General features: G+C 39.2%; 20 protein-coding genes and 4 tRNA genes. 18 read left to right on the forward strand and 6 right to left on the reverse strand.

Features of this window, described 5'->3' with window-relative positions; translation table 11 throughout:
* Positions 1–11: 11 nt before the first annotated feature.
* Positions 12–767, reverse strand: coding sequence for a hypothetical protein (locus tag B7E04_RS07865; protein ID WP_080778158.1), 756 nt, complete (start codon positions 765–767; stop codon positions 12–14).
* A gap of 55 nt (positions 768–822) precedes the next feature.
* On the opposite strand from B7E04_RS07865, the gene B7E04_RS07870 reads away from it, so the two are divergent.
* Entirely contained in the window at positions 823–1260 is a 438-nt protein-coding gene (locus tag B7E04_RS07870; protein WP_080778159.1) for an RNA-binding S4 domain-containing protein, read from the forward strand.
* A gap of 13 nt (positions 1261–1273) precedes the next feature.
* On the opposite strand, the gene B7E04_RS07875 is transcribed toward B7E04_RS07870, so the two are convergent.
* Positions 1274–1789 (reverse strand): shikimate kinase, encoded by a 516-nt coding sequence (locus tag B7E04_RS07875; protein ID WP_080778160.1) that lies wholly within the window; start codon positions 1787–1789, stop codon positions 1274–1276.
* 114 nt (positions 1790–1903) lie between these two features.
* Between B7E04_RS07875 and B7E04_RS07880 the strand changes: the two genes are divergently transcribed.
* The 4 genes from B7E04_RS07880 (at position 1904) to B7E04_RS07895 (ending at position 2480) form a co-directional block, all read left to right on the forward strand.
* Positions 1904–1976 (forward strand) — tRNA-Lys (locus B7E04_RS07880).
* 36 nt (positions 1977–2012) lie between these two features.
* A tRNA-Leu gene (locus B7E04_RS07885) sits at positions 2013–2095 on the forward strand.
* Positions 2096–2154: 59 nt separating this feature from the next.
* Positions 2155–2227, forward strand: a tRNA-Lys gene (locus tag B7E04_RS07890).
* Positions 2228–2407: 180 nt separating this feature from the next.
* Positions 2408–2480 (forward strand) — tRNA-Lys (locus B7E04_RS07895).
* Positions 2481–2834: 354 nt separating this feature from the next.
* On the opposite strand, the gene panC is transcribed toward B7E04_RS07895, so the two are convergent.
* Positions 2835–3683, reverse strand: a complete 849-nt coding sequence (gene panC, locus B7E04_RS07900) for a pantoate--beta-alanine ligase (protein WP_080778161.1) — start codon at positions 3681–3683, stop codon at positions 2835–2837.
* 171 nt (positions 3684–3854) lie between these two features.
* Between panC and B7E04_RS07905 the strand changes: the two genes are divergently transcribed.
* The 9 genes from B7E04_RS07905 to B7E04_RS07945 all read left to right on the forward strand — a co-directional run bounded on the left by B7E04_RS07905 (position 3855) and on the right by B7E04_RS07945 (position 14457).
* Entirely contained in the window at positions 3855–4625 is a 771-nt protein-coding gene (locus tag B7E04_RS07905; RefSeq protein ID WP_080778162.1) for a glycogen/starch synthase, read from the forward strand.
* Between the two features lie 13 nt (positions 4626–4638).
* Positions 4639–6270 (forward strand): DUF4270 family protein, encoded by a 1632-nt coding sequence (locus B7E04_RS07910; RefSeq protein WP_080778163.1) that lies wholly within the window; start codon positions 4639–4641, stop codon positions 6268–6270.
* Positions 6271–6304: 34 nt separating this feature from the next.
* Positions 6305–8158, forward strand: coding sequence for a glutamine--fructose-6-phosphate transaminase (isomerizing) (gene glmS, locus B7E04_RS07915; protein WP_080778164.1), 1854 nt, complete (start codon positions 6305–6307; stop codon positions 8156–8158).
* A gap of 108 nt (positions 8159–8266) precedes the next feature.
* Complete coding sequence (porK, locus tag B7E04_RS07920; RefSeq protein WP_062652861.1) at positions 8267–9691, forward strand: T9SS ring complex lipoprotein PorK/GldK; 1425 nt, start codon at positions 8267–8269, stop codon at positions 9689–9691.
* A 56-nt stretch (positions 9692–9747) separates the two neighbouring features.
* Complete coding sequence (porL, locus tag B7E04_RS07925; RefSeq protein ID WP_080778165.1) at positions 9748–10440, forward strand: type IX secretion system motor protein PorL/GldL; 693 nt, start codon at positions 9748–9750, stop codon at positions 10438–10440.
* 53 nt (positions 10441–10493) lie between these two features.
* Positions 10494–12086, forward strand: coding sequence for a type IX secretion system motor protein PorM/GldM (porM, locus tag B7E04_RS07930; protein WP_080778166.1), 1593 nt, complete (start codon positions 10494–10496; stop codon positions 12084–12086).
* Between the two features lie 22 nt (positions 12087–12108).
* Positions 12109–13047, forward strand: a complete 939-nt coding sequence (gene porN / locus B7E04_RS07935; protein ID WP_080778167.1) for a type IX secretion system ring subunit PorN/GldN — start codon at positions 12109–12111, stop codon at positions 13045–13047.
* Between the two features lie 55 nt (positions 13048–13102).
* Entirely contained in the window at positions 13103–14137 is a 1035-nt protein-coding gene (locus B7E04_RS07940) for an NAD(P)/FAD-dependent oxidoreductase (protein WP_080778168.1), read from the forward strand.
* Between the two features lie 62 nt (positions 14138–14199).
* A complete protein-coding gene (locus B7E04_RS07945; RefSeq protein ID WP_062652856.1) occupies positions 14200–14457 on the forward strand; it encodes a SemiSWEET transporter in 258 nt (85 codons plus the stop codon).
* Positions 14458–14595: 138 nt separating this feature from the next.
* On the opposite strand, the gene B7E04_RS07950 is transcribed toward B7E04_RS07945, so the two are convergent.
* From B7E04_RS07950 to B7E04_RS07960, 3 genes are all read right to left on the reverse strand, one after another.
* A complete protein-coding gene (locus B7E04_RS07950) occupies positions 14596–15030 on the reverse strand; it encodes an META domain-containing protein (protein WP_080778169.1) in 435 nt (144 codons plus the stop codon).
* Between the two features lie 202 nt (positions 15031–15232).
* Positions 15233–15625, reverse strand: a complete 393-nt coding sequence (locus B7E04_RS07955) for a hypothetical protein (protein ID WP_080778170.1) — start codon at positions 15623–15625, stop codon at positions 15233–15235.
* 426 nt (positions 15626–16051) lie between these two features.
* Positions 16052–17053 (reverse strand): hypothetical protein, encoded by a 1002-nt coding sequence (locus B7E04_RS07960; RefSeq protein ID WP_080778171.1) that lies wholly within the window; start codon positions 17051–17053, stop codon positions 16052–16054.
* A gap of 579 nt (positions 17054–17632) precedes the next feature.
* Between B7E04_RS07960 and B7E04_RS07965 the strand changes: the two genes are divergently transcribed.
* From B7E04_RS07965 to B7E04_RS07980, 4 genes are all read left to right on the forward strand, one after another.
* Positions 17633–18022 carry a hypothetical protein gene (locus tag B7E04_RS07965; RefSeq protein ID WP_080778172.1) on the forward strand — a complete coding sequence of 130 codons (390 nt, stop codon included), beginning with the start codon at positions 17633–17635 and terminating at the stop codon, positions 18020–18022.
* Between the two features lie 146 nt (positions 18023–18168).
* Positions 18169–19254: an efflux RND transporter periplasmic adaptor subunit gene (locus B7E04_RS07970; RefSeq protein WP_185117072.1), complete on the forward strand. Its 1086-nt coding sequence runs from the start codon at positions 18169–18171 to the stop codon at positions 19252–19254.
* A 22-nt stretch (positions 19255–19276) separates the two neighbouring features.
* Positions 19277–22471, forward strand: coding sequence for an efflux RND transporter permease subunit (locus tag B7E04_RS07975; protein ID WP_080778173.1), 3195 nt, complete (start codon positions 19277–19279; stop codon positions 22469–22471).
* Positions 22458–23900 (forward strand): TolC family protein, encoded by a 1443-nt coding sequence (locus B7E04_RS07980; RefSeq protein ID WP_139785363.1) that lies wholly within the window; start codon positions 22458–22460, stop codon positions 23898–23900. Before B7E04_RS07975 ends, B7E04_RS07980 begins: the two co-directional genes overlap by 14 nt.
* Positions 23901–24111 lie beyond the last annotated feature (211 nt).

A 24111-nucleotide genomic window follows, 5' to 3' on the forward strand; every position in this document is an offset into this window, starting at 1 on the left:
TTTCAGATGACTTATTTTTCAGCATCAGGTCTGTCTTTTCTTCCGTACACCTGGAAATTAAAGATCATAGAGTAATTTCTCAGAGAATATTGTGTATTATACGGATAATGCGGATCTCTTGCGAAAGCTGCTCGTGAAGGCACCAGAATAACTCCCTGAAGGTTATAAGGACTTCCGCTTGGAAGATTGTTATAAGCTTTGAATTTCTGAATAGCTTCACGGAAACCTTCTACCTCATAGTAACTTCTCTGTTGTGCCACACCTGTTGTTGCCGCGTCCCGGATAGATTTTTTCGCATAATAATACATCGGGTCTACCATGGGAAGTCCGCTCACATTAATGGTATTGCTGATAGGCAATGAAGAAATGAAAGAAACATTTCCGTCTGATTCGGTAGCTAAATAAGCGGTAGCCCTGATCATAAGTGTAAGGATATCATCTGTTTTAATGACCTGCTCCTGGTCAGCCGGAGGTTGTGATCCTGCCGCTGTCCTCATAATGTATATTACTCCCGATGGAAGCGTTTCATAAGGCAGCTCAATCAACTTCTTTTCATTGTCATCACTGGTGTCCGTAGTACTGAAAGCTTTTATATTTCCCTGTGCATCCAGGTAATTTTCGTTCATAAACTTCTTAATAGCCTGATCATCATAGTTGTTTTGAACGGCAATGTCTTCCGGTTCTTTATAGGTTTCAACTTCATCATCTTTCTTACATGCAGAAAAACATAAAGATCCCGCAAGGATATATAAAAATATTTTTTTCATTTCAAAAAACTTTAATTACTTTACAGATAATATAACGGCAAAAGTATAAAAAATTATGAGAATAGATAAATTTTTGTGGTGCATTCGTTTTTATAAGACGAGAACTATTGCAACAGAGGAAATTAAAAAGAACAGAGTTTCAGTGGGAACCTCTGCCGTAAAGTCGTCTAAGGAGGTAAAAGAAGGAGATATTATCAAAATCCGCAAAAATCAGATCGATTATAAAATAAAGGTCATCCAGATTCCTAAAAGCAGGATGGGAGCCAAGCTGGTTCCTCTTCATATACAGGATGTGACGGACAAAGATCAGTATGAATTATTAAAACTCCGCAAGATGTCACAGGATTACTACAGGAATAAAGGCGAAGGAAGACCTACCAAAAAAGACAGACGGGAGATGGATGAGTACGTAGGCAACGATGTTACCTCAGATTTTACAGACTGGGATGATTTCTTCGGAGAGACTGAAGATGCTGCCGAAAACGAAGATTAGAAATAAAAAAGCTCTAGAGATAGAGCTTTTCTACTATTTCCTGTACAATATCTTCCGGCGTTCTCGAATCCGTATTCACACTAAATTGCGCTTTGCTGTAAAATACATTTCTTTCAAATAAATGTTTGGCGATGAATTCCGGCAGATCTTCATCAGAAATATTGGCTATTAAAGGCCTTTTTTCTTTCTGTTTCGAAAGCCTTTCAAATAAAGTATTAACTGATGCCCTTAAAAATATGCTTTTTGAATTGTGATTGATGAGCTCCATGTTATTGTAGTAAACAGGGGTTCCTCCGCCAAGGCTTAAAACCACATTTTCTTCCGAAGCAAGAATTTCTTCCAGCGCCTCCCTTTCCAGCTTTCTAAACTGAATTTCTCCCTTTTTTTCGAAAATCTCAGGAATGGTTAATTTATTTCTCCTGGAAATCTCCTTATCAAGGTCTATGAGGCTGAAATTTATTTTGTCGCTTAAAATTTTGGAAATGTGAGATTTGCCACATCCCATGTATCCGATGAGTGAAATAACCATGAATTTTTTTTAAACAAATTTGCAAAAAAGTTTTGAGATAACGAAAAAACGCATATCTTTGCACCACTGAAAACGAGGGATATTATTCAAATATAAATCGTTTGCAAAGTGACCGACTCGGTAGCTCAGCTGGTAGAGCAATACACTTTTAATGTATGGGTCCTGGGTTCGAATCCCAGCCGGGTCACAAGCGAAAAAGATTACTGGATTTTTGTAATTTTTAGCCTGCGTGGTGAAATTGGTAGACACGCCATCTTGAGGGGGTGGTTTCATAAGGATGTGCTGGTTCGAGTCCAGTCGCAGGCACTGCAAAGAAAAATTGATAATTAAGAAATAAATCATTATATTTATTCTTAATTGTGGCCGACTCGGTAGCTCAGCTGGTAGAGCAATACACTTTTAATGTATGGGTCCTGGGTTCGAATCCCAGCCGGGTCACAAGTTTACTGAAAAGTAAATTTTTTTCATATTAATATTTTGTGATTTGGTGTTTCAAAGGTCTCGTAAGAGACCTTTGATTTTTTTTATAATTTATGTTGCAAGAATAAAAAAAGATTTATATCTTTGCACCTCTTAAAAACGATGATCGCTGTTGAAATGCGTCGTCAATAAGTGACCGACTCGGTAGCTCAGCTGGTAGAGCAATACACTTTTAATGTATGGGTCCTGGGTTCGAATCCCAGCCGGGTCACAAGTTTACTGAAAAGTAAATTTTTTTCATATTAATATTTTGTGATTTGGTGTTTCAAAGGTCTCCGCAAGAGACCTTTGATTTTTTTATACAATTATAGTATATTTTTCGGCCTTATATCACAATCTGGAAACCCAACAGATACTTTTTGGTTTTTAATCTTCGCAAATACTGCAAACAAATTTCAAATGAATAAACGGAGCCATCACAGCCTCTTAAACAAATCAGTCTTTGATTAGTTTGTTTAAACTGATATTTTATTGATAATGTGTAAATAAAAAGCCCTGATCCTATTGATCAGAGCTTATTTATTGTACGTTGGTGTTCTTATTTTGTTGAACACGTGTTTAATTTTTAATCAAGATGCATATTGTCAATCAATCTCACTCCATCCACTACAACCACGATGAATGCTCTGTAATTTCTGTCTTTATAGAAAAAATCAGTTTCTTTAAGCGTTTCTTCATCGGCGATCAGGAAATACTCTAATTTCATTCCCTGTTGCTGGTCGAAAATATCCGTTACCCTATCTTTAATTTCAGGAACGGTTACAGCCCTGAACCAGTCATTAACCTTAATTAAGGTCTGGTAAATCACTTTTGAAGCTTCTTTTCTGTCTTCGTGCAGTCTTTGGTTTCTTGAGCTCAGTGCCAGGCCGTTTTCTGCTCTGTAAATGGGAACGCCTGTTATTTTTACCGGAAGCTGCTTCTTTTCTACCATTTTTCTGATAATGGCAAGCTGCTGGAAATCTTTTTCTCCAAAATAAGCATTGTCAGGATGGATCTGGTGGAAAAGTTCTTCCACTACCGTTCCTACACCATCAAAATGTCCCGGTCTTGACTTTCCTTCCATTTCATTTTCCAGGCCGTCAAAATCATAATGCTGGCTTACGGCCTTTTCAGGGTAGATATCGGTTACTTCAGGGATGTACACTGCATCCACTAATCCTGAATTTTCAAGAATAAGGATATCCCTGTTGATATCTCTTGGGTACTTTTCCAGATCTTCGGGATTGTTAAATTGAGTTGGATTTACAAAAATTGAAGAAATTACCAGGTCATTATCTTTTCTGGCCTCCTCATATAGGGAAAGATGGCCCTTATGGAGTGCTCCCATAGTAGGGGCAAAGCCTATTTTTTTTCCCATTTCCTTCTGTCTTTCAATGAAATCCTGAAGGGTTTTCTTATTCTTAATAACTTCCATAGCTTATTTTAATACTAATTCAAAAATACTAAAAATATTAGATAATTATATGTGTTTTTAACAATTTGAAATTAGGAAATATCGTAAAATAATGTTAATTAAAATAATGTTGGATGTTTTTTTGTAATTTTGCACATTAAAGCATTTTTACAAAAATATAGATAGAAATTTATGCCGAATCAAAAAATACTGTACATTACTACAGAGATGTATCCATATCAGGAAGATACAAATATGGCTGCAGTGGTAAACAAAATGGCACTTAAGATGCACAATGAAGGCAATGATGTAAGAGTTTTTATGCCAAGATTTGGACAAATAAGTGAAAGAAAGTTCCAGCTTCATGAGGTGATCCGCCTGTCAGGAATGAACATTATTATCAATGATCTGGATCAGCCTCTGATCATCAAAGTAGCATCTCTTCCGGGAGAAAGACTTCAGGTGTACTTTATAGACAACGAAGAATACTTCAAAAGAAAGCAATATTATGTGGATGATGAAGGAAATCCTTTTACGGATAATGATGAAAGGGCGATTTTCTTTGCCAGAGGAGTTATTGAAACCATCAAGAAACTGAACTGGGTTCCGGATGTGATTCACCTGAACGGATGGATGTCTTCCTTCGTTCCTATTTACCTTAAAACATACTACGAATCTGATACATATTTCAAGGACGCTAAAATTGTTCTTTCCCTATATAATGAGAAAGACGCTGATCTGGATAAAAATATCTCTGAAAAATTGGCATTCGATAATATTTCAGGATTAAAGGCGTTAGATAATCCAACAATCAAAAGCTTTGTAATCGAAAGTATGAATTACGTAGACATGGTGGTAAAAGGAGATGAATTTCTGGATGAAGATCTGGATAAAGGGTTCAATGAAACCACAGCTCCGAAGTCAGAATATGTAGACGTAGATTCTATTAACCAACTTTATTAAAAACACTTTTTTAATGACTCATACTGTTAAAAGGACCTTAGCCATGTTTTTTATGGCGGTTTTCGGGAGTGCCCTTCTGTATAATTGTGAACCGGAAGCAGATTCGCTGGGAGAACAGCTGTTTGTGGATGGTGCTGCAGAAGGTAATGTAACTTCATACGACCTTATTGCCTATAATGTTAATAATAATGATTCTATCCGAAGTGATGCGGGTAGATTGATAAGCGCGATTTCCGGGACATCAACAACTTCATCTCTTGCTGTGTTGGGAGCTTTTTCTGAAGGACAGTTTGGTATGCAGAGAGCATCATTCCTTACCCAGCTGAGAATGAGTACCGATAATTTTGATTTCGGAAAGACTCCAAAAGTAGATTCTGTGGTATTTGTGATGAAGCCTCTTGTGTCTTCCGCTGCAGATTCCATTGTGACACGACCTGCGAAAGACGAAACGTTATTGATAGGAACTGAAAATGTACCGGTTTCTACGGAGATTAAAACATATCCTACCAGTTTTGATTATAAATATGGTAAAACAAAGTTAGGTACAGGAGGATCTCACACTTTGATGCATATCAATGTGGATGAAATTACAACCTACCTGGATGGTAATACGGATGCTTTCAAGTATTCGAATATTACTGTAGGTACCGGTGAAGCTTTAGGGTCCGGTATTCTTGAAGGAAGAGTTACCGCTAAAACAATTACCAAGAAATCAGATAATTCATCTGTATTTACTTCAGATCCGGGGCTTAGAATCCGTTTGAACAAAGATTTTTTCCAGACCAAGATTCTTGACAAAAACGGTAAGCCGGAACTTATGGATGCGGCGAACTTTACAAGATATTTTAAAGGAATCAGACTTTCTGTAACCGATATTGACGGATATCTTTTACAGATACCTCCGGATAATATGGAAATTATCATGTATTACACCAACGAGAAAAATGATAACGGGACCATTACAAGACCGCAGTCTACATTCAAATTCTCTCTTGCAGGAACGGTTGGAAATGCACGTATTGGCCAATATGAATACAACAGAGCAGGCTCTGCATGGGAAACTGCAAAAGGGATGATCAATACAACTACCGGTGACCCTAAACTTTATCTTCAGGGAATGGGAGGGCCTTCAGTACATGTGAAGATTCCTGCTGAAACAATTGACAAGCTTAAAACATTGTATCAAAATGACAAGGCAGCCATTGTAAGTGCCAAGATCAGAATCTATACAGATCTGGCTACTTGGAACAATAAGTATAAAAGGACAGCTAATAATTTCACTCTTCTGCCTTTAACGGAAACTGCGGCAGGGTCAGGAATATATACTCCTAAAGACTTCCTTACTGATACTTCTATAGGTTTTAGCTGGATAAACTCATATGATCTGGATAAAAATCCTTCTTATTATGAATTTACAGTAACCAAAACAGTAAAAGATATTGTGGAAAAAGCTGCAGACGGAACCACCAAAGAAAATAAGCCACTATTGCTTAACGTCGGTAAGTTTATTTTGTCAGATAACGGCAGAGTTGGGTATAGATTTACGGAGAGGGCATTTGCTACGGAAAGAGGTGTTTTTGTAGGGTCAGATGCAGGTAATCCCAACAGAATTCAATTAAAAATCACTTACGGAACTAAAAAATAGTACCGAATAAAAAATAACAAACACTAGACAAAATATGTGCGGAATTGTAGGATATACAGGATTTCAGGATGCGTATGAAATTGTAATCAACGGTCTTAGAAGATTAGAATACAGAGGGTATGACAGTGCCGGAATTGTTTTAGAAGGCTCAGACAGAAAATTTGAAGTAGAAAAAACAAAAGGCAAGGTAGATGATTTGGTGAATATTTCAGCTCAGCTGAAAGGCACAGCCAAAATAGGAATGGGGCATACAAGATGGGCTACACACGGGGTTCCAAGTGATAGAAATTCCCACCCGCATTTATCAAATAACGGAAAAATAGCGCTTGTGCATAATGGAATTATAGAAAACTATGATACCATTAAAACCATGCTTACCGAAAAGGGCTTTACTTTCAAATCTGAAACAGATACGGAAGTTTTGGTCAACCTGATCCAGTATTTCATGGATGTAAATGCCGGAATAGATTTCCCTACGGCGGTAAGATATGCCTTGAATGAAGTATACGGAGCATATGCCATTACGGTGCTTCACGAAGATTATCCGGGAGTACTGGTGGTAGGAAGATTAGGTTCTCCGCTGGCAATCGGTATCGGAGATAAAGAATATTTCATTGCGTCTGATGCATCTCCTTTCGTGGAATTTACAAAAGAAGCGATCTATCTTGAAGAAGGTCATATGGCTACTATTTCATTGGAAAATGGAGTAGATATCAGAACCATTAATGATAACTCAAAAATTGAACCTGAGATCCAGGAGCTGAAATTAAGCCTTGAGCAGATTGAAAAAGGTGGCTATGAGCACTTCATGCTTAAAGAGATATTTGAACAGCCTAAATCGATCCACGATACCATGAGAGGAAGACTTCTTGTAGACGAAGGGGTGATTAAAATGGCCGGAATCTGGGATCATGTGGAGAAATTCAAGAATGCCAACAGAATCATCATCATTGCTTGTGGAACTTCATGGCATGCAGGTCTTATCGGGGAATATCTTATTGAAGAGTATGCAAGGATTCCTGTAGAAGTGGAATACGCTTCGGAATTCAGATACAGAAACCCTATTATTACAGATAAAGATGTGGTAATTGCAATCTCCCAGTCCGGAGAAACTGCGGATACGATGGCCGCCTTGAAATTGGCTAAAGAAAAAGGAGCATTTATTTATGGTATATGTAATGTGGTGGATTCTTCCATTGCAAGAATTACCGATGCAGGTTCTTATACCCATGCGGGTCCTGAGATTGGGGTGGCTTCTACAAAAGCTTTTACTGCCCAGCTTACCATCCTTACTTTAATTGCATTTAAATTAGGAAAACATAACGGGAACTTAGGAAATGCTGAATTCATGAGCTTAATCTCTGAACTGGATGCTATTCCTAAAAAGATTGAAGAAGTCCTGAGCGCTACCCATGAGCTTACACAGAATATTGCAAAAGACTTTGTCAATGCCACCAACTTCCTTTATCTGGGAAGAGGTTACAACTATCCTGCAGCACTGGAGGGAGCTCTGAAACTGAAAGAAATCTCTTACATTCACGCCGAAGGGTATCCTGCAGCAGAAATGAAGCACGGTCCTATCGCCCTTATTGACGAGAATATGCCGATCGTAATTATAGCGCCTAAAAAAGGACATTATGACAAGATTGTGAGCAATGTACAGGAAATCAAGGCCAGAAAAGGAAAAGTGATTGCTGTAGTAAATAAAGGAGACCAGCAGGTAAGCTCAATGGCAGATTATGTGATTGAAATTCCTGAGACCTCAGAATGTTTCTCGCCAATCGTTGCTTCAGTGCCTCTGCAGCTGCTTGCTTACTACATTGCTGTATACCGTGGAGCCAATGTAGACCAGCCGAGGAACCTAGCAAAATCAGTAACCGTGGAATAAAAAGTAGTTGTAAATAAAATAAATTTAGATTTCTTCCGTTATTTCAAAAAAAATCTTAAAAGTTTCTTAAAAAAATTATATATTTACGGCTTAATTATAAAAATTAACATGAAAAGGATATTTCTTTTATTATTGTCTGCGTCGGTAGCATCAGTATCTTGTTCAGGTGGTGGCAGTTCTTCTGTAGGGAAGCCTGGAACGAAAGGAGAATTGATACCAAGAGAAAAAACGAAATCATTTGTTGCGGAAAGACCATTTGGAATGGTTGCTATTCCTGCAGGTTCATTTGTTGCTGGTCTTGCAGATCAGGACCCGACAAATACTCCTGAAAAAGCATCATTGAAAACGGTTACTGTGTCTTCATTCTTTATGGATGAAGCAGAAACTACCAATGCAGAATACAGAGTATTTATCAATTATGTAAGAGATTCTATTGCCAGAACTCTACTTGCTGAAGCTGCTGGGGAAGGCGGTGAAGAAGGCGGACGTAGAGGAGCAAGCATCGGAGACTATGCATATCTTGCTAAAAAAGAAGAGAATTTAACACCTTATCAAGAATATTTAGAAGGCCAGGGAGGAAGAGAAGACGGAACTTATGATGCATCGAAAAGACTAGACTGGAAAATCCCATTACACTGGAGCACTGGAAAGTACCCGGATGTAGAATATGCGGAAGTTCTGGAATCTATGTATCTGCCGGCTTCTTCAAGAATCGGAAACGAAAGGATTTTAGACGTAAGTAAACTAAAATATACTTATCAGTGGGGAGATATGGATGCCGCACTTGCTGACAACGAAAGAGGAGCTAACTACCTTAAGAGTTCAAGCATCGCCATCTATCCTGATACTACAGTTTGGGTAAATGATTTCCACTTCACTTACAACGAACCATTGTTCGAACAGTACTTCTGGCACAAAGCCTACAAAGATTATCCTGTAGTAGGGGTAACGTGGGATCAGGCAAGAGCTTACTGTAACTTCAGATCCAAACTGAAAACAGACTACAACGAAAGTTTAAAAAGAAAAAAACAAAGACCATTGGTATTCCGTCTTCCTACAGAAATTGAGTGGGAATATGCAGCTAGAGGCGGAATGCAAAATGCTACTTACCCTTGGGGTGGTCCATATTTAATGGATGACAGAGGTTGCTACCTTGCCAACTTCAAACCTAAGAGAGGTAACTATATGGAAGACGAGAAAAAAGGTACTTATACATATACAGCTCCAGTTAAGAAATTTAAGAAAAATGGATTTGGGTTATTTGATATGGCTGGAAACGTTTCTGAATGGACAGCATCTGCGTATAACAACTCTTCTTACGGGTTCTCATCTACTTTAAATCCTTCTACGAAAGATACAAAGGATACAAAGAGATCGGTAAGAGGTGGTTCTTGGAAAGATATAGGATATGCCCTGATGACAGGTGCTAGAGATTGGGAAAGAAAAGATTCCGCAAGAAGCTATATCGGGTTCAGAACTGTACAGGATATTCCTGAAGCAGCAGTGAAGCCAAGAAGAGTTAACAGAAATTAACCATACAATTATTTTTCAATAACAATTTTATTTAACATTAAAAAAACTAACTTAATATGTTTAAGACTAAAGATGCTTGGATGAATTTCTTTTATTCATTCGGTGCTGCAATTGTAATTCTTGGAGCTTGGCTTAAAATTACTCACATTACCTTGGGACCTATTAACGGTAATATAGCTCTTACTGTAGGACTTATTACTGAGGCTATTATCTTTATCATTTTCGCATTTGACCCTCCTAAATCAGAAGAATCTTATGCATGGGAGAATGTATATCCTGAATTATTGGATAAGCATGCCAACCCGAACCCTTTACACTCTAATGTGTCTTCTAAAAATAATGCACAGCAGTTTGCAGAATTAGAAAACTCTCTTTCAAATAAATTAGACAAAATGCTTCAGGAAGCAAAACTGGACGTTCAATTGTTTGACAGACTGAGAATAGGTATCGACAAGTTCTCAAACTCTGTTGACCAGATCAACCAAACTGTTGACGTATCCGCTTCTACTCATAAATATAACGATCAGCTTAACAAAGCTGCCCAGCATATGGAAAGTATGAATGCTTTATATGTAATGCAGCTTGAAAACGGTAAAAGACAATCTGAATTTGCTAACAAATATGTAGCTGATATGCAGAAATCTGCTGAGCAGTCTGAGAAATTTAATCAAGAGTTACAAGGTTTAACAACTAATCTTAACAGTTTAAATAGAGTTTATGGTGGTATGCTTACTGCTATGAAGTCTTAATTCCTAACCATTTCTAGAATTTAACTACTTAATCAAAAACAAAAGAAAAGAGAATGGCACAAGGAAAACAGACCCCTCGTCAGAAGATGATCAACCTGATGTATTTGGTGTTCATCGCGATGATGGCCCTAAATATTGATGCAGAAATCATCAGATCATACTATGACTCTACCAGAGCTTTAAATGAAACGAGAAGCTTAACAGAGAAAAAGAACGAAAAGATCTTTGAAAAAACATTGGAAGCCAAAGCTCAGCAGGTACCTGATACCTATGCGCAGCCTTGGTCACAGTATAAAGTTTTGAAGTCTAAAATAGATGTATTGGTTTCCTCTGCTCAGGGTATCAAAGATGCCTTGAAAAAGCAGTCGGATTTCCATGACAAAGATCCGAAAACCGGAAAAGACCTGGATGTAAGCGAAAACTTTGCTGCATTGAACAACAATGAAGCAACTACAGAATATTTCTTCAAAGAAGGAGATGAAAATACCCCTTCAAAAGGAGCTTTGGAACTAAAGGCTAAAATTGATGATGTAAGAAATTATATCAATGCAACTTTTGGAAATAATCCTCAGTTGAAAGATTTGGTAGACAGAGCCAATAAATCTCTGATCGCTGAATATCCTAAAGGAAAATCTCCGAATGAGAAAACCTGGTTCCAGAATAAATTCTATCACCAGCCATTGATCGCAGCGATTTCTAATCTTGAGATTATTCAGAACGATGCGAGAAACGTACAGTCTGATGCATTGGCACTATTGCTTCAGGAGAAAGTGGATGCAAGCATCAAATTCTCCAGCTATGAGCCTATTGTTTCCGGTCCGGTTGATATTCAGGCAGGAAAACAGGCTGAAGTAAAAGTAATGTTGGGTACCTATTCAAACAGCAATAAGATCGCTATCTCCGGCGTAAGCAGAGTAGAGAACGGTAAAGGAATTATTCCGATTACCGGATCTGGTATCGGCGAACATAAATTAGCAGGAACGATTACGTTGACAGATGCTTCAGGAAAACCTCAGAGTTTCCCATGGACGCATACGTATAATGTAATTGCGGGACCAAGAGAAGTAAAACTTGAAAAAGGATTATTACTATCTGCGGATAAGATGAATGTAATGTATAGAGGACTTGAAAACCCTGTTTCAGGATCAATCTTAGGTGCTGATAATTCAAGACTTTCATTGTCTGCTGCAGGAGCAACTGTTAAGAGTACAGGCCAAGGTAAGTGGGATGTAATTCCTACTACAGGAAATACAGTTAAGCTAACATTATCAGGAATTGATCCATATGGTAAAACAGTTTCTCAGGTGTTTGAATATAGAATAAAGAATATACCTAGACCTCAGGGTCAGATTAGAGGTAAAGCAGTAAACTTTATGCCGGTAGGTTCTATAGCCAACCAGATAGTATCAGCTACTCTACCTGATTTTGATTTCCCTGTTTCATTCACTGTGAATAGCTTTATTATTAAGCTTCCTGGAAAAGCAGGTACTCTTATTCAGGGTAGTTCATTGTCAGGAGCAGAAGGTATGCTTAGAAACCTTAGACCTGGCGATGTGGTTCAGATCTATGATATTCAGGCGACAGCAACAGGTCTTGGTAATCAGAGATTGAAAGAAATTTCACCTGTAATTATTAATGTACAATAAGGTTAATTTATAAAATCATATTATGAAAAAATATATTAGCACCCTTTTAGTATTAGTTTCGGGATTCGCTTTTTCCCAAACTATTCTAAATGCTGGTTCTCCTGAGGAATTTAGACAAATGAGATCTGAATCGATGAGAAAAGCGGGGGATACTGTTATCAGCAATAAAGTAAAACCTCTTGAATATGGTTTTGTTGACGACAAGGATATTTACAAGAGTATGTTTGTTTGGGAGATCATTGATATGAATGATAAGATCAACCAACCATTCTATTATGACAATCCGGATGGTCTGCTTGCAAGTCCTACAAGATCTCTATATCAGTTATTACTTGATGGAGCTCTTAGTGGTGAAATCAAAGAAGTTTATGATGACGAAAACTTTGTTACAAGACTTTCACCTGAAGCCATTCAGAAAAGACTGGAAAGTGTAAGACTTGACGAAGAAGCTATTGATATCCTTAACTCTGGAAGATCACTTACAGAAGACGAGAAGAAAAGACTAACAGATATCATCAGAACAACTACAGATAAAGTAAAAGTTCTTAAAGTGATGGGTATGTGGTTTATTGATAAAAGAGACGGGCAGATGAAATACAGGCCTCTTGGGATTGCAGCTATGGGACCAGATCCTACATCTGTTGGAAGAATTGGTCCTGACGGTCAGCCTTTAGCTGGTGCTGATGAATTGATTGACTTATTCTGGATCTATTACCCAAGTGCGCGTGATATTTTAGCAAACAACTTCGTTTACAACAGAAAAAACTCTTCTGCTGATCTGTCTTTCGATGATATCATCAATGCAAGAAGATTCTCTTCAGTGATCTATAAATCATCAAGCGGCTTAGGTGACGGTACCATTAAGGATTACATCCCTAAAGATGCTGACGATCAGATGGATGAAAGCGAAAGAATCAAAAATCAGATCCTGAGCATGGAAAATGATATGTGGAATTACTAAGATTTCACTTGATATTTATACAAAACCTGAGTATTTTTACTCAGGTTTTTTTATTATGAAACATATAGACTATATCATTGTTGGAGATGGATATGCGGGATTGTTTTTCGCCCATCAGCTGATTAAAAATAACAAATCTTTTGTCCTTTTTTCAGAAGGAAGAAAAAGCGCTTCCCAGGTTTCTGCCGGAATCATTAATCCCGTGGTACTTAAAAAATTTACAACATTCTGGAAAGCTCAGGAGCAGATTGATTTCCTGAAGGATACCCTCAATGAAATAGAATCCTATACCGGGAAAAACTACCTGATCGATTCACCCATTCATAGAATTTTTCATGATGAAAATGAACAGAAGCTTTGGTTGAAGAAATCCGGGAATGAAGAGCTTTCAGCTTTTCTTGACCAAAAATTCGATCGTTTAGAGGGGGTAAAAAACGACTTTCTCACCGGAAAGGTCAATCAGTCTGCCAGACTTCAGGTAAGTGGATTTTTTACAGATCTATTTGATTTTTTGGAAAAAAAAGAATTTCTGATCAGAGAAAAGTTTGATTATGAAAAATTAGATACCTCTTCATCTGCCTATAAAGATTTTCAGTTTAAGCATATCGTATTCTGTGAAGGAATGGGCGTGAAAGAAAATCCTTTCTTTTCAGATGTTGCAGTGAATCCCAACAAAGGACATCACATTAAAGTAAAATTGTCTGAAGCAATTCCGGATGACGTCACGATTAAAAAGAAACATTTCCTGTTCCCGACCGATAACGGACTTTATTTCTATGGCGGAACCTACGACCGGGAGCAGCTTCACCAGCACGTAGATGAATCTGCAGTAGCACAGCTTGTCAGTGGATTGTCCGAAATTTATCCCTATGATTTTGAAGTGGAAGAAGTGAATTTCGGCTTCAGACCAACCGTAAAAGACAGAAGACCCATCATAGGAAGGCATAAGTTCCATAAAAACCTTTATGTTTTTAATGGTCTGGGGGCAAGGGGAATTCTCAATGGCTGCTACTTTTCGAAAAGCCTGTTTCAGTTTATTGAAGAGCATATTCCGCTGCACGAAGAGATTTCCAGCAGTAGATTTGAATAGTTTATTTCACGGTCAGATAAATATGCCTGAAAAGTTGTATCTTAAGAATAGAAAATTAAACTATGAATGAAAATATTCTGGGTATTGTGGCTGGAGTTCTCACTTCTATCTCCATGATCCCTCAGCTCATCAAGGTGATCAGAGAGAAGAATGTGGAAGATATATCGCTGGTCATGCTATTGGTGCTTATTTCAGGACTTTCCTTGTGGGTTTGGTACGGTTTTAAAAAAGAAGAGCTGCCCATTATTCTATCCAATGCATTTGCTGTATTGGTCAACATAAGCCTCCTCATCTGCTATATGCTTTACAGGAAATCGTGAAAAAGGCGAAAAGGCAAAATCGCAAATGGGCTAATTTGCAAATTTGCTCTTCAGCTATCTGCATTTTTGCTTTCTTCGCTTCCTCAGCCTTTTCACCTTTCACCTTTTAGCTCTTTCGCTATTTTGCCTTTTAGCCTCTTACGGTTGAAGCACAAATTTCGCCAGTGGAGCCATCTTTGCTTTATTTAAAGTGAGCGTGTTTCCGTTTACGGAATAATTATCCGCAGCTAAAACAGCTTTTGTAAATAATTGCTCAGTTTCCAGATCTTCACAGGCCATCATCGTAGACATTCCCTGGTTGAATTTGATCCTCATTATTTCAGGTTTGATTTCAAAAGTGCCTCCAAATCCATTACAGCCTGCATGTCCTTCATATCTCATGCCTTCAGTATTAAGCTTGAAGTAAGGGTTGTTCTTAGGGTTTTTAAGCTGGATCGGCTGCCCGTTCAGTTCCGTTAGTTTCCATGTTTTTCCCGTAATGTCGGTGGCTGTTTTCTGTGCTGGAGGTGTTTTGCAAGCCGTAAGGAATACAAATAAAAAAAGAACGGATAAGTAATAAGGTAAGTTTTTCATAGGAATTATTTTGTGAGGTTGGGATAATTTTATTTTAAATCATAGCCTATTCAAATTACATTTTGCAATATTAAAAATCAAAAACAGCCCCTGAAACAGAATCCTTAAGGATCTGTAAAAGAAGTCTGAATCCGCATTCCTGAACGATTTTTAATCAATAATTAGAATGGGTTAATGTTGAATAAATAAACGTAAATAGGTTCTAATAAGAAGCCATTTTTGCAGACCCGGATCCTTTTGTATCACGTTTGGCGTGGAACAGGACCATATCTACGTTTTTTTTCAGCAGTGTAATGTTTCCTTTGATGTCAGAATATTGATATTCCTCATTACTTGCCGTATATTCGGGAAGAGCGTCGCTCTTTTTAAGGTCATAGGTTTTGCCTTCAAGATGAACGGTTGCAGTATTTTTTGTATGGTTGATGGTCACTTCAATTTTTTCCCCGTAAGCATCGGTGAAAATATCTTTTGAGATCTCATCCTTGTTTTCCGGGACTGCCTCCGTAATAACTTCTGCCTCTTTGCCCGGATGCTTACACGCTGTTGAGGAAAGGACTGCCAGCCCGATAAGGACCGATGTGAATAATTTTTTCATAGTGGTAAGTGATTTGTAAGTGTGTCATGAAATAGTGATATTAATACTACATAAATTTACAAATATTTCTAATAAATATATGTTAATTTTACATAAATTAATCTGATTTTTTTCTATTTGTTATGCATTACGACCTATTTGTAGAATTTTTTACATTAAAAATATGTCATGTAGGGATTGGTAATGCTTATCAACATTGGAATACTGTTTTCAGCAGCCGGCGTTAAGAACAAAATACGCTGTTTTTTTCATGGTTACATTTGTTGTTTTAATTTGCTGCAAAAGTATTAAAAATTATATAATGTTGATAACCAGTAAAAAATGATTTAAATCATGCCGGCGGGAATTTATTTTTGCAGACATCACATAAAAAAGAGAACTGAATATTCAGTTCTCTGTAATCGGTTAATCCATGCTTTGTATGAACTAAGGAGCTGTAATTTGGTCAATGGTAAAGAATGCCTTGGTTGTACTGCATGTTCCTCCCGGACATGTGGTTGCATTTCCTACACTCGCAGGTGAAGATGAGCCCATCATATAATACATCTTGTAAAAAACCTTGTCGGTCCCGTTGTTTGTAGTCCAGGCGTAAATTCTCTGCTCAGGCATTCCCCCTGCGTAAGTTTCCGGATCTCCCCAGTAAGGATTTGTGGATGCGGTCTGAATTCTCGCTCCTGAGGTGGCATCTATAAGACTTGCACTGGAAAGGGCGTTGTCACCTGCCCACGCTCCCGGTGGAAGCCTGAGCTGGTTTTGCTGATATCCTCCCGCTCCGCTCCAGAGATAATGTCCGTTGGAAATGATTTCCACATTACCGGTTGAGTTATTTCTGATCTGAAGATTGACCGTGGAGAAAGCAGAACCCGAAGGGATGAAGGTTCGTACTGAGAATTTTCCATCAGGCGTAGTGATCACCAATGCATACCCGGCTCTTCCGTTGTCTGTGGTTGCTGTCAATGGTCCCATAACTGCTATGTTCTCAATGCTTGCAATAGGTCCGTTTCCACCGCCTCCGCCGGATGAAGAAGTATTGAAAACCCTCCATTCAGAACCGTTCCAGAAATAATATCCTGATGGAAGAACCGGGCCTGTATTGTATACCAGAAGACCGGTGGCGTTCGGATTTCCGCTGAGCTGCATGGTAGCGGAAGTAAGGCTGATTCTGGGTCCTAAGATCCCTTTGTCGGGTGAGTTAATTTCCAGGATAGCAGAAGCATTTGGGGTTGTGGTTCCAATGCCGGTGCTGCCGTTTGAAGTAATAATAAAGTCGTTGGCTTGCTGGGTAGGAGTAGGGGTTCCTGTGGGGGTGTTGTCCTTGGCTCCATCTACATGGAATGTGTTTTGCGGATTAGAGGTATTGATTCCTATCTGGGCTGCAGATACGGATGAAATCAGTAGTAACCCCAATAAAAATAGTTTGTTTTTCATATTAAAAAGTATTAAGGTTGTTAGTTCAGTTTGAATAAAAGAAAAACCTTGTCTTCAGATGAGTGGAGACAATTTGAGATTTCCGTAAAAATAAATGAGGATCAGGTTGTAAATGGTTTTACCTGAATAGTGCTAAGGACCGGCAAGAAAGGTTCTTTGTTTCATAATTAATGTTTTCATGGGTTTTATTGTTGGTTAGTTTAAAAATAACTTATAAACATCAAATACTTCCAAAAGCAGATTAAATCAGGCTTTTTATTACATCCTATGTCTGTAGTGGATTGTTGGTTTATCGTTGTTAATTTTTAATAAATATACAAATTATTATGAATATTATTTATTAATAGTGTGTTTTTAAATAATAATTAATATTATTTTTATTTAATGATTTTATTAACTGTTTTTATTGTATTATTCTTTGTCAATATATGATTTAGTTGACCATTGTTTTTAATTTTCCTCCGATTTTTAACCAGAATTCCCGCAAAACAAGCTTCTTCAGCTAATTTAAAGGAGCGTTAAATTTTGTTAATCTGCTATGACGGTATGTATTTCTGAATGTACATTTGCCACTTCAAAATGAGAAACTTTATTATTTACTTTTTAACCGGTCTTTTTCTGCTTTTTGTAGTAGAAAGCAGGCTTAGTGTTAAAACCCTCCGAAATGACTATTCAGGTCATGTTTCTCATCATATGCCCAAAAAAGCCAACCGCCTGAACCAGACTTTTGAAAAGCTTTCGGTGCAGCAGATGGCGGACAATATTGATAATTCCACTCTGGAGCTTACAGAAGATGATTTTCAACTCGCGGATACCCTGCAGATTATAGCCGTATTTGCCAGTGTTTTCAGTCTTGTCTATATTTTTGGATTACGTTCTTTTAAAAGCAGAAAACCGTGTATTCATGGCTTTATTTCGCTGTATTCCAATGTTAAAACATTCATTCTGATCCGTTCTATCAGAATTTAAAATTTCATTTTCCAATATCTGTTTTCCGCCCGGAATAGGGACGGGAGAGCAACTGCGTTGCGTATGCCGGTAATCATTACGGCGCAGGATTTCTATTACCGCTTTTCCATTCAAAACATTAACGATTTATATTAAGCTCTAGAATTATGATCAAAAGAGTTGCCTCAGGCATTGCGATAAGCACCCTTTTACTGGCTGTCGGCTGCAGTCAGAAAAAAGAAGAAAAAGAAGAAGCCGCAGTATATCCCGTGACCAGTCCTGTAAAAATGGACACGGTGATCAACAAAGAATACGTGGCCCAGATCCAGTCCGTAAAAAACATCGAAGTCCGCGCTCAGGAAAAAGGATTTCTTGAAAAAATTTATGTAGATGAAGGCCAGTATGTGCATGCCGGACAAACCCTGTTCAGAATTATGCCACAGCTTTACCAGGCTGAATTATTAAAAGCAAAGGCAGAAGTAGAGCAGGCTGCCATAGAATTAAAGAACGCCAGTACGCTTGCCGGCAATAATATCGTTTCGAAAAACGAAAGAGCCATGGCCAAAGCCAAACTGGATGCTGCCAATGCTGAAATGAAACTGGCACAGATCCATTTGTCTTTTACAGACATCAAAGCACCGTTTTCAGGAGTGATCAACAGGATTCCGCTGAAACTGGGAAGTCTTGTGGATGAAGGCGATCTGCTCACTTCTCTTTCAGACAATACCAATGTGTACAGCTATTTTAACGTTTCCGAACCTGAATATATCAGTTATCAGACTCATGCTGCAGACAGAGGCAGCAATCAGGTTTCCCTGATTATGGCCAATGGCGAAATGCTTCCTCAGAAAGGAGAAATCCAGACCATTGAAGGAGAGTTTGATAACGAAACCGGAAACATTGCCTTCAGGGCAAAATTCCCAAACCCGGATAAATTGCTGAGAAACGGCGAAACCGGAAAAGTACAGATGACCCTTCCGGTCCACAATGCGCTGATTATTCCACAGAAAGCCACCTATGAAATTCAGGATCAGAAATACGTATTCATCATTGATAAAAACGGGACTGCAAGATCCAGAAATATCAAGGTGGCCTATGAACTTCCTGATCTGTATGTAGTGGGCTCAGGGCTTAAAGAAGGAGATAAAATTCTTTTGGAAGGCGTTCAGAAAGTGAAAGACGATCAGAAAGTACAGACCAAATTCCAGGATCCCAAAAAAGTTCTTCAATCTCTGAAACTAAAAGCAGAGTAGTCTACCCGTAAAACGAAGCAGTATGTTTAAGAAATTCATCCGCAGACCTGTTCTGTCTATTGTGATCTCACTGATCATTGTATTTATGGGAATCCTGTCGCTGGTAAAACTCCCGGTGACCCAGTTTCCCTCTATTTCACCCCCTAAAGTAAATATCACCGCAGAATATCCGGGAGCCAACAACGAACTATTGATCAAATCAGTGGTTATTCCCCTCGAAAGAGGACTGAACGGAGTTCCGGGTATGAAATATATGACCTCCGATGCCGGTAACGACGGGGAAGCTTCCATTCAGATCGTATTTGATCTGGGAACGGATCCCAATGTAGCCGCAGTAAACGTTCAGAACAGAGTATCTTCCGTTGTGAATAAGCTGCCACCTCTTGTAGTGCGTGAAGGGGTAAAAATTACCCGTGAAGAGCCCAACATGTTGATGTACATTAACCTGTACAGTGATGATCCCAAAGCGGATCAGAAATTCCTCTTCAACTATGCGGATATCAATGTGATGTCTGAGTTAAGAAGGGTAAGTGGAGTAGGTTTTGCAGACATCCTGGGAACCCGGGAATATGCTATGCGTATCTGGCTTAAACCGGACAGGTTAACCGCTTACAATATTTCAGCAGACGAAGTGATGGAATCCCTGAACCAGCAGAGTTTGGAAGCTTCCCCGGGAAAAACAGGGGAGAGCTCAGGAAAACGGTCCCAGTCATTTGAATATATTCTGAAATATTCCGGGCGTTTTAATAACGAGAAGGATTATGGAAACATTATTCTGAAAGCTAAGCCGGGTGGAGAATTTGTAAGATTAAAAGATGTTGCCGATATAGAATTCGGTTCTTCCATGTATGATATTTATTCTACATTGAATGGAAAACCTTCTGCAGCTATTACCGTGAAACAATCTTACGGCTCCAATGCGAGTGACGTCATCAAGAATGTAAAAGCCCTGATGAAGGATCTTGAAAAGAATAACTTCCCGAAAGGAATGCATTACGATATCAGCTATGATGTTTCCAGATTCCTGGATGCTTCCATGGAAAAAGTGGTTCATACCCTGTTTGAAGCCTTTATCCTGGTGGCGATTGTAGTATTCCTGTTCCTGGGTGATTGGCGTTCCACCCTGATTCCGGCGCTGGCGGTTCCTGTTTCACTTGTGGGTACATTTGCGGTCATGTCTGCATTTGGAATTACGTTGAATATGATCTCACTCTTCGCCCTGGTAATGGCCATCGGAGTCGTCGTCGATGATGCCATTGTAGTGATTGAAGCGGTCCATGCCAAGATGGAAGAAAAAGGGCTTTCCCCGTTGAAAGCCACAGAAGAGGCAATGCATGAGATCAGCGGAGCGATTATCGCGATCACTCTGGTAATGGCATCCGTATTCATCCCGATTGCGTTCATGTCCGGTCCGGTAGGTGTATTTTACCGTCAGTTTTCCATTACGATGGCCTCTGCCATTATTCTTTCAGGAGTTGTGGCATTAACACTGACTCCGGCTTTATGTGCTTTGATCTTAAAAAGTAACCACGGAAAAGCGAAAAAGAAAACTCCGGTGACCATATTCCTGGATAAATTCAATAATTTATTCACAAAAGGAGCCGGGAAGTATGAAAAAATGCTGAACAAAACAGTGAAGAAAAAAAGCATCACATTGCCGTTGTTATTAGCATTCTGTGCATGTACTTTCTTCCTGAGCAATTCACTTCCTTCAGGCTTTATTCCTGCAGAGGACCAGGGAATGATCTACGCCATTATTCAGACGCCTCCGGGATCAACTTTGGAGAGAACCAATCAGATCGCTAAAGAATTATTAAGGGAATCTGAAGATATTGATGGCGTGCAGTCCGTTTCTTCACTGGCAGGGTATGAAATTCTGACAGAAGGTACGGGATCCAACTCCGGAACCTGTCTGATCAACCTTAAAAGCTGGGAGGAACGGAAAGAATCCGCAGCAGAAATCATAGAAAAATTGGAAGAAAAAGCCAAGAATATTCCGGGAGCGAATATAGAATTCTTCCAGCCGCCTTCCATACCGGGTTATGGTGCCGCAGGAGGTTTTGAACTTCGTCTGCTGGATAAGGCAGGAAGCGGGGATTATCATAAGATGGAACAGGTGAGTAATGATTTTGTAAAAGAACTGAAAAAACGTCCTGAACTTGGATCTGCGTTCACGTTCTATTCTGCAAGTTTCCCGCAATATATGCTCAGGATTGATAATGACCTGGCAGAACAGAAAGGAGTAACGATTGAAAATGCGATGGATAACCTGTCTACACTGATAGGATCTAACTATGAAACGAGTTTTATCCGTTTTGACAGACCTTATAAAGTAATTGTGCAGGCAGGCCCACAATACCGTGCACTGCCTACAGACCTGCTGAAACTGTATGTGAAAAACGATAAGGATGAAATGGTTCCGTATTCAGATTTTATGAGAATGGAAAAAGTATACGGATTGTCCGAGATCACCAGACATAATATGTACAACTCGGCGGAAGTGAGCGGAACCCCGGCACCGGGATACAGCAGCGGCCAGGCTATTAAAGCCATTCAGGAAGTTGCTGATAAAACACTTCCGAGAGGTTTCGGAATAGACTGGGCCGGTATTTCCAAAGACGAGGTGAGTAGAGGAAACGAAGCGGTATTTATATTTCTGGTCTGCCTTGGATTTGTTTATCTGATCCTTGCTGCCCAGTACGAAAGCTTTATTTTGCCGCTGCCGGTGATTTTATCCCTTCCTACGGGTATTTTCGGAGCCTTTTTATGTTTAAAATTATTAGGACTGGAAAATAATATTTATGCTCAGGTAGCCATGGTCATGCTGATAGGGCTGCTGGGTAAAAATGCCGTATTGATCGTAGAATTTGCCGTTCAGAAGAAAGCAGAAGAGGGAATTCCTGTTGCGAAGGCAGCCATTGAAGGGGCAGCCATCCGTTTCCGTCCGATTCTGATGACCTCATTTGCATTCATTGCAGGGCTTATTCCACTGGTAATGGCAACGGGTCCGGGAGCTGTAGGAAACCGGACGATTGGTACTGCTGCTGCCGGAGGAATGCTGATCGGGACTGTTTTCGGACTGATGATTATTCCGGGACTGTATTATATTTTCGGAACCATTGCAGAGAAATCCAGGCTGGCAAGATATGAAGAAGAGAACCCTTTAACAGAACAAACCGAACCTTATCAACACGATGATAAACATGAAGATTTATAATAAATATATAGCGGCCACTGCCTTATTGCTTGTTTTAGCAAGCTGTAGAGCTCCGATGGCCACCGTTATAAAAGATGAAGTGAAAGAAAACCTGCCTCAGAACTTCAATCAGGAAGAGCAGCAGGATGCGAATGCCAACAGCGGAACTACGCCCTGGAGACAGTTTTTTACCGATCCTAATCTGGTAAGCTTAATTGAAACCGCCTTGAAAAACAATCAGGAATTGTTGATCACCCTTCAGGAAATTGAAATTGCAAAAAGCGGTGTTTTAGCCAAAAAAGGAAAACTCACCCCGACTGTTTCAGCAGGAATAGGAGCCGGATTGAAAAAAGCGGGCCGTTATACCAGTGAAGGTGCCGGTGATGCCACCACAGAAATAGAACCCGGAAAAGAAATGCCGGATCCGCTTGGCAATTTTGAAGGCGGGCTGATGGCGAACTGGGAGATTGATATCTGGAAAAAACTCAGAACAGAGAAGGAAGCTGCCGTTGCTCATTACCTTTCTACGGTTGAAGGAAAAAACTTTGTGCTTTCCAATCTTATCGAAGAAGTGGCGGATAATTATTATGAGCTGTTAGCCTTGGATAATCAGTTGGATATTATTCAACAGTATATAAAACTGCAGCAGAGAGCTTTGGAAATCTCCAAAATTCAGAAAGAAGCAGCGGCGGCAACAGAACTGGCGGTAAAAAAGTTTGAAGCTGAGCTGGCAAAATCCAAAGCGGCTGAATACACCATCCGTCAGGATATCACGGAAAAAGAAAACCAGATCAATGCACTTCTGGGAAGATATCCGCAGCCTATTGTGAGATCGAAGGAGAGTTTTATGTCTACAATGCCTCAAACAGTGTATACCGGAATTCCGTCTCAACTATTGGCTAACCGTCCGGATATCAAGCAGGCTGAACTGGAACTGAAAGCTTCAAAGCTGGATGTAGAAGCTGCAAGAAAAGAATTTTATCCGTCACTGGAAATTTCAGCAACCTTAGGATTAGAGGCATTTAAACCCTCTTATCTGGTTAAGATGCCGGAATCCATCGCTTATAATTTAGCCGGTGAACTGGCAGGTCCGCTGATCAATAAAAGTGCTATCAAAGCGAACTTCCAGACTGCAGATGCCAAACAGATCCAGTCGCTGTATGAATATGATAAAACGATCTTACATGCGTATCTGGATGTTGCCAATTTAATGTCGAAAGTGAAAAATATCGATCAGTACTATCAGATGAAATCGCAGGAAACCAAAGCGCTTGAACAATCTATTGATATTGCAAACCAGTTGTTCAGGAATTCTAGAGCAGATTATCTTGAAGTTCTTCTGAACCAGAGAGATGCGCTGGATGCGAAGATTGAACTCATTGAAGCTAAACAGAAACAGCTGAGTACGGTGGTAGATATTTACAAAAGCTTAGGTGGCGGCTGGAAGTAAGACATCATAATTCTATCAATATAAACAGTTAATGTTTTGGCTGATCCTTTCGGGGATCGGCTCTTTTTATTTTTATGCGTCAAGTTCTGTCGTGTCATGACATTAATTTTGTTCATTAATTAATTGAAAAGAATTAATAATATATAGGCAAATGAAAAAGTTTATTAAATCTCAGTATTGGGACTTGAAATGCGTTAAAAAATGTTAAATT

Source organism: Chryseobacterium phocaeense (genome assembly GCF_900169075.1).
Taxonomy (GTDB): Bacteria; Bacteroidota; Bacteroidia; order Flavobacteriales; family Weeksellaceae; genus Chryseobacterium; species Chryseobacterium phocaeense.

Excerpts from the sequence above, each read along its gene's own strand:
- B7E04_RS07865 (WP_080778158.1), bottom strand. The coding sequence starts at position 767 with ATGAAAAAAATATTTTTATATATCCTTGCGGGATCTTTATGTTTTTCT.
- B7E04_RS07870 (WP_080778159.1), top strand. The coding sequence starts at position 823 with ATGAGAATAGATAAATTTTTGTGGTGCATTCGTTTTTATAAGACGAGA.
- B7E04_RS07875 (WP_080778160.1), bottom strand. The coding sequence starts at position 1,789 with ATGGTTATTTCACTCATCGGATACATGGGATGTGGCAAATCTCACATT.
- panC (WP_080778161.1), bottom strand. The coding sequence starts at position 3,683 with ATGGAAGTTATTAAGAATAAGAAAACCCTTCAGGATTTCATTGAAAGA.
- B7E04_RS07905 (WP_080778162.1), top strand. The coding sequence starts at position 3,855 with ATGCCGAATCAAAAAATACTGTACATTACTACAGAGATGTATCCATAT.
- B7E04_RS07910 (WP_080778163.1), top strand. The coding sequence starts at position 4,639 with ATGACTCATACTGTTAAAAGGACCTTAGCCATGTTTTTTATGGCGGTT.
- glmS (WP_080778164.1), top strand. The coding sequence starts at position 6,305 with ATGTGCGGAATTGTAGGATATACAGGATTTCAGGATGCGTATGAAATT.
- porK (WP_062652861.1), top strand. The coding sequence starts at position 8,267 with ATGAAAAGGATATTTCTTTTATTATTGTCTGCGTCGGTAGCATCAGTA.
- porL (WP_080778165.1), top strand. The coding sequence starts at position 9,748 with ATGTTTAAGACTAAAGATGCTTGGATGAATTTCTTTTATTCATTCGGT.
- porM (WP_080778166.1), top strand. The coding sequence starts at position 10,494 with ATGGCACAAGGAAAACAGACCCCTCGTCAGAAGATGATCAACCTGATG.
- porN (WP_080778167.1), top strand. The coding sequence starts at position 12,109 with ATGAAAAAATATATTAGCACCCTTTTAGTATTAGTTTCGGGATTCGCT.
- B7E04_RS07940 (WP_080778168.1), top strand. The coding sequence starts at position 13,103 with ATGAAACATATAGACTATATCATTGTTGGAGATGGATATGCGGGATTG.
- B7E04_RS07945 (WP_062652856.1), top strand. The coding sequence starts at position 14,200 with ATGAATGAAAATATTCTGGGTATTGTGGCTGGAGTTCTCACTTCTATC.
- B7E04_RS07950 (WP_080778169.1), bottom strand. The coding sequence starts at position 15,030 with ATGAAAAACTTACCTTATTACTTATCCGTTCTTTTTTTATTTGTATTC.
- B7E04_RS07955 (WP_080778170.1), bottom strand. The coding sequence starts at position 15,625 with ATGAAAAAATTATTCACATCGGTCCTTATCGGGCTGGCAGTCCTTTCC.
- B7E04_RS07960 (WP_080778171.1), bottom strand. The coding sequence starts at position 17,053 with ATGAAAAACAAACTATTTTTATTGGGGTTACTACTGATTTCATCCGTA.
- B7E04_RS07965 (WP_080778172.1), top strand. The coding sequence starts at position 17,633 with ATGAGAAACTTTATTATTTACTTTTTAACCGGTCTTTTTCTGCTTTTT.
- B7E04_RS07970 (WP_185117072.1), top strand. The coding sequence starts at position 18,169 with ATGATCAAAAGAGTTGCCTCAGGCATTGCGATAAGCACCCTTTTACTG.
- B7E04_RS07975 (WP_080778173.1), top strand. The coding sequence starts at position 19,277 with ATGTTTAAGAAATTCATCCGCAGACCTGTTCTGTCTATTGTGATCTCA.
- B7E04_RS07980 (WP_139785363.1), top strand. The coding sequence starts at position 22,458 with ATGAAGATTTATAATAAATATATAGCGGCCACTGCCTTATTGCTTGTT.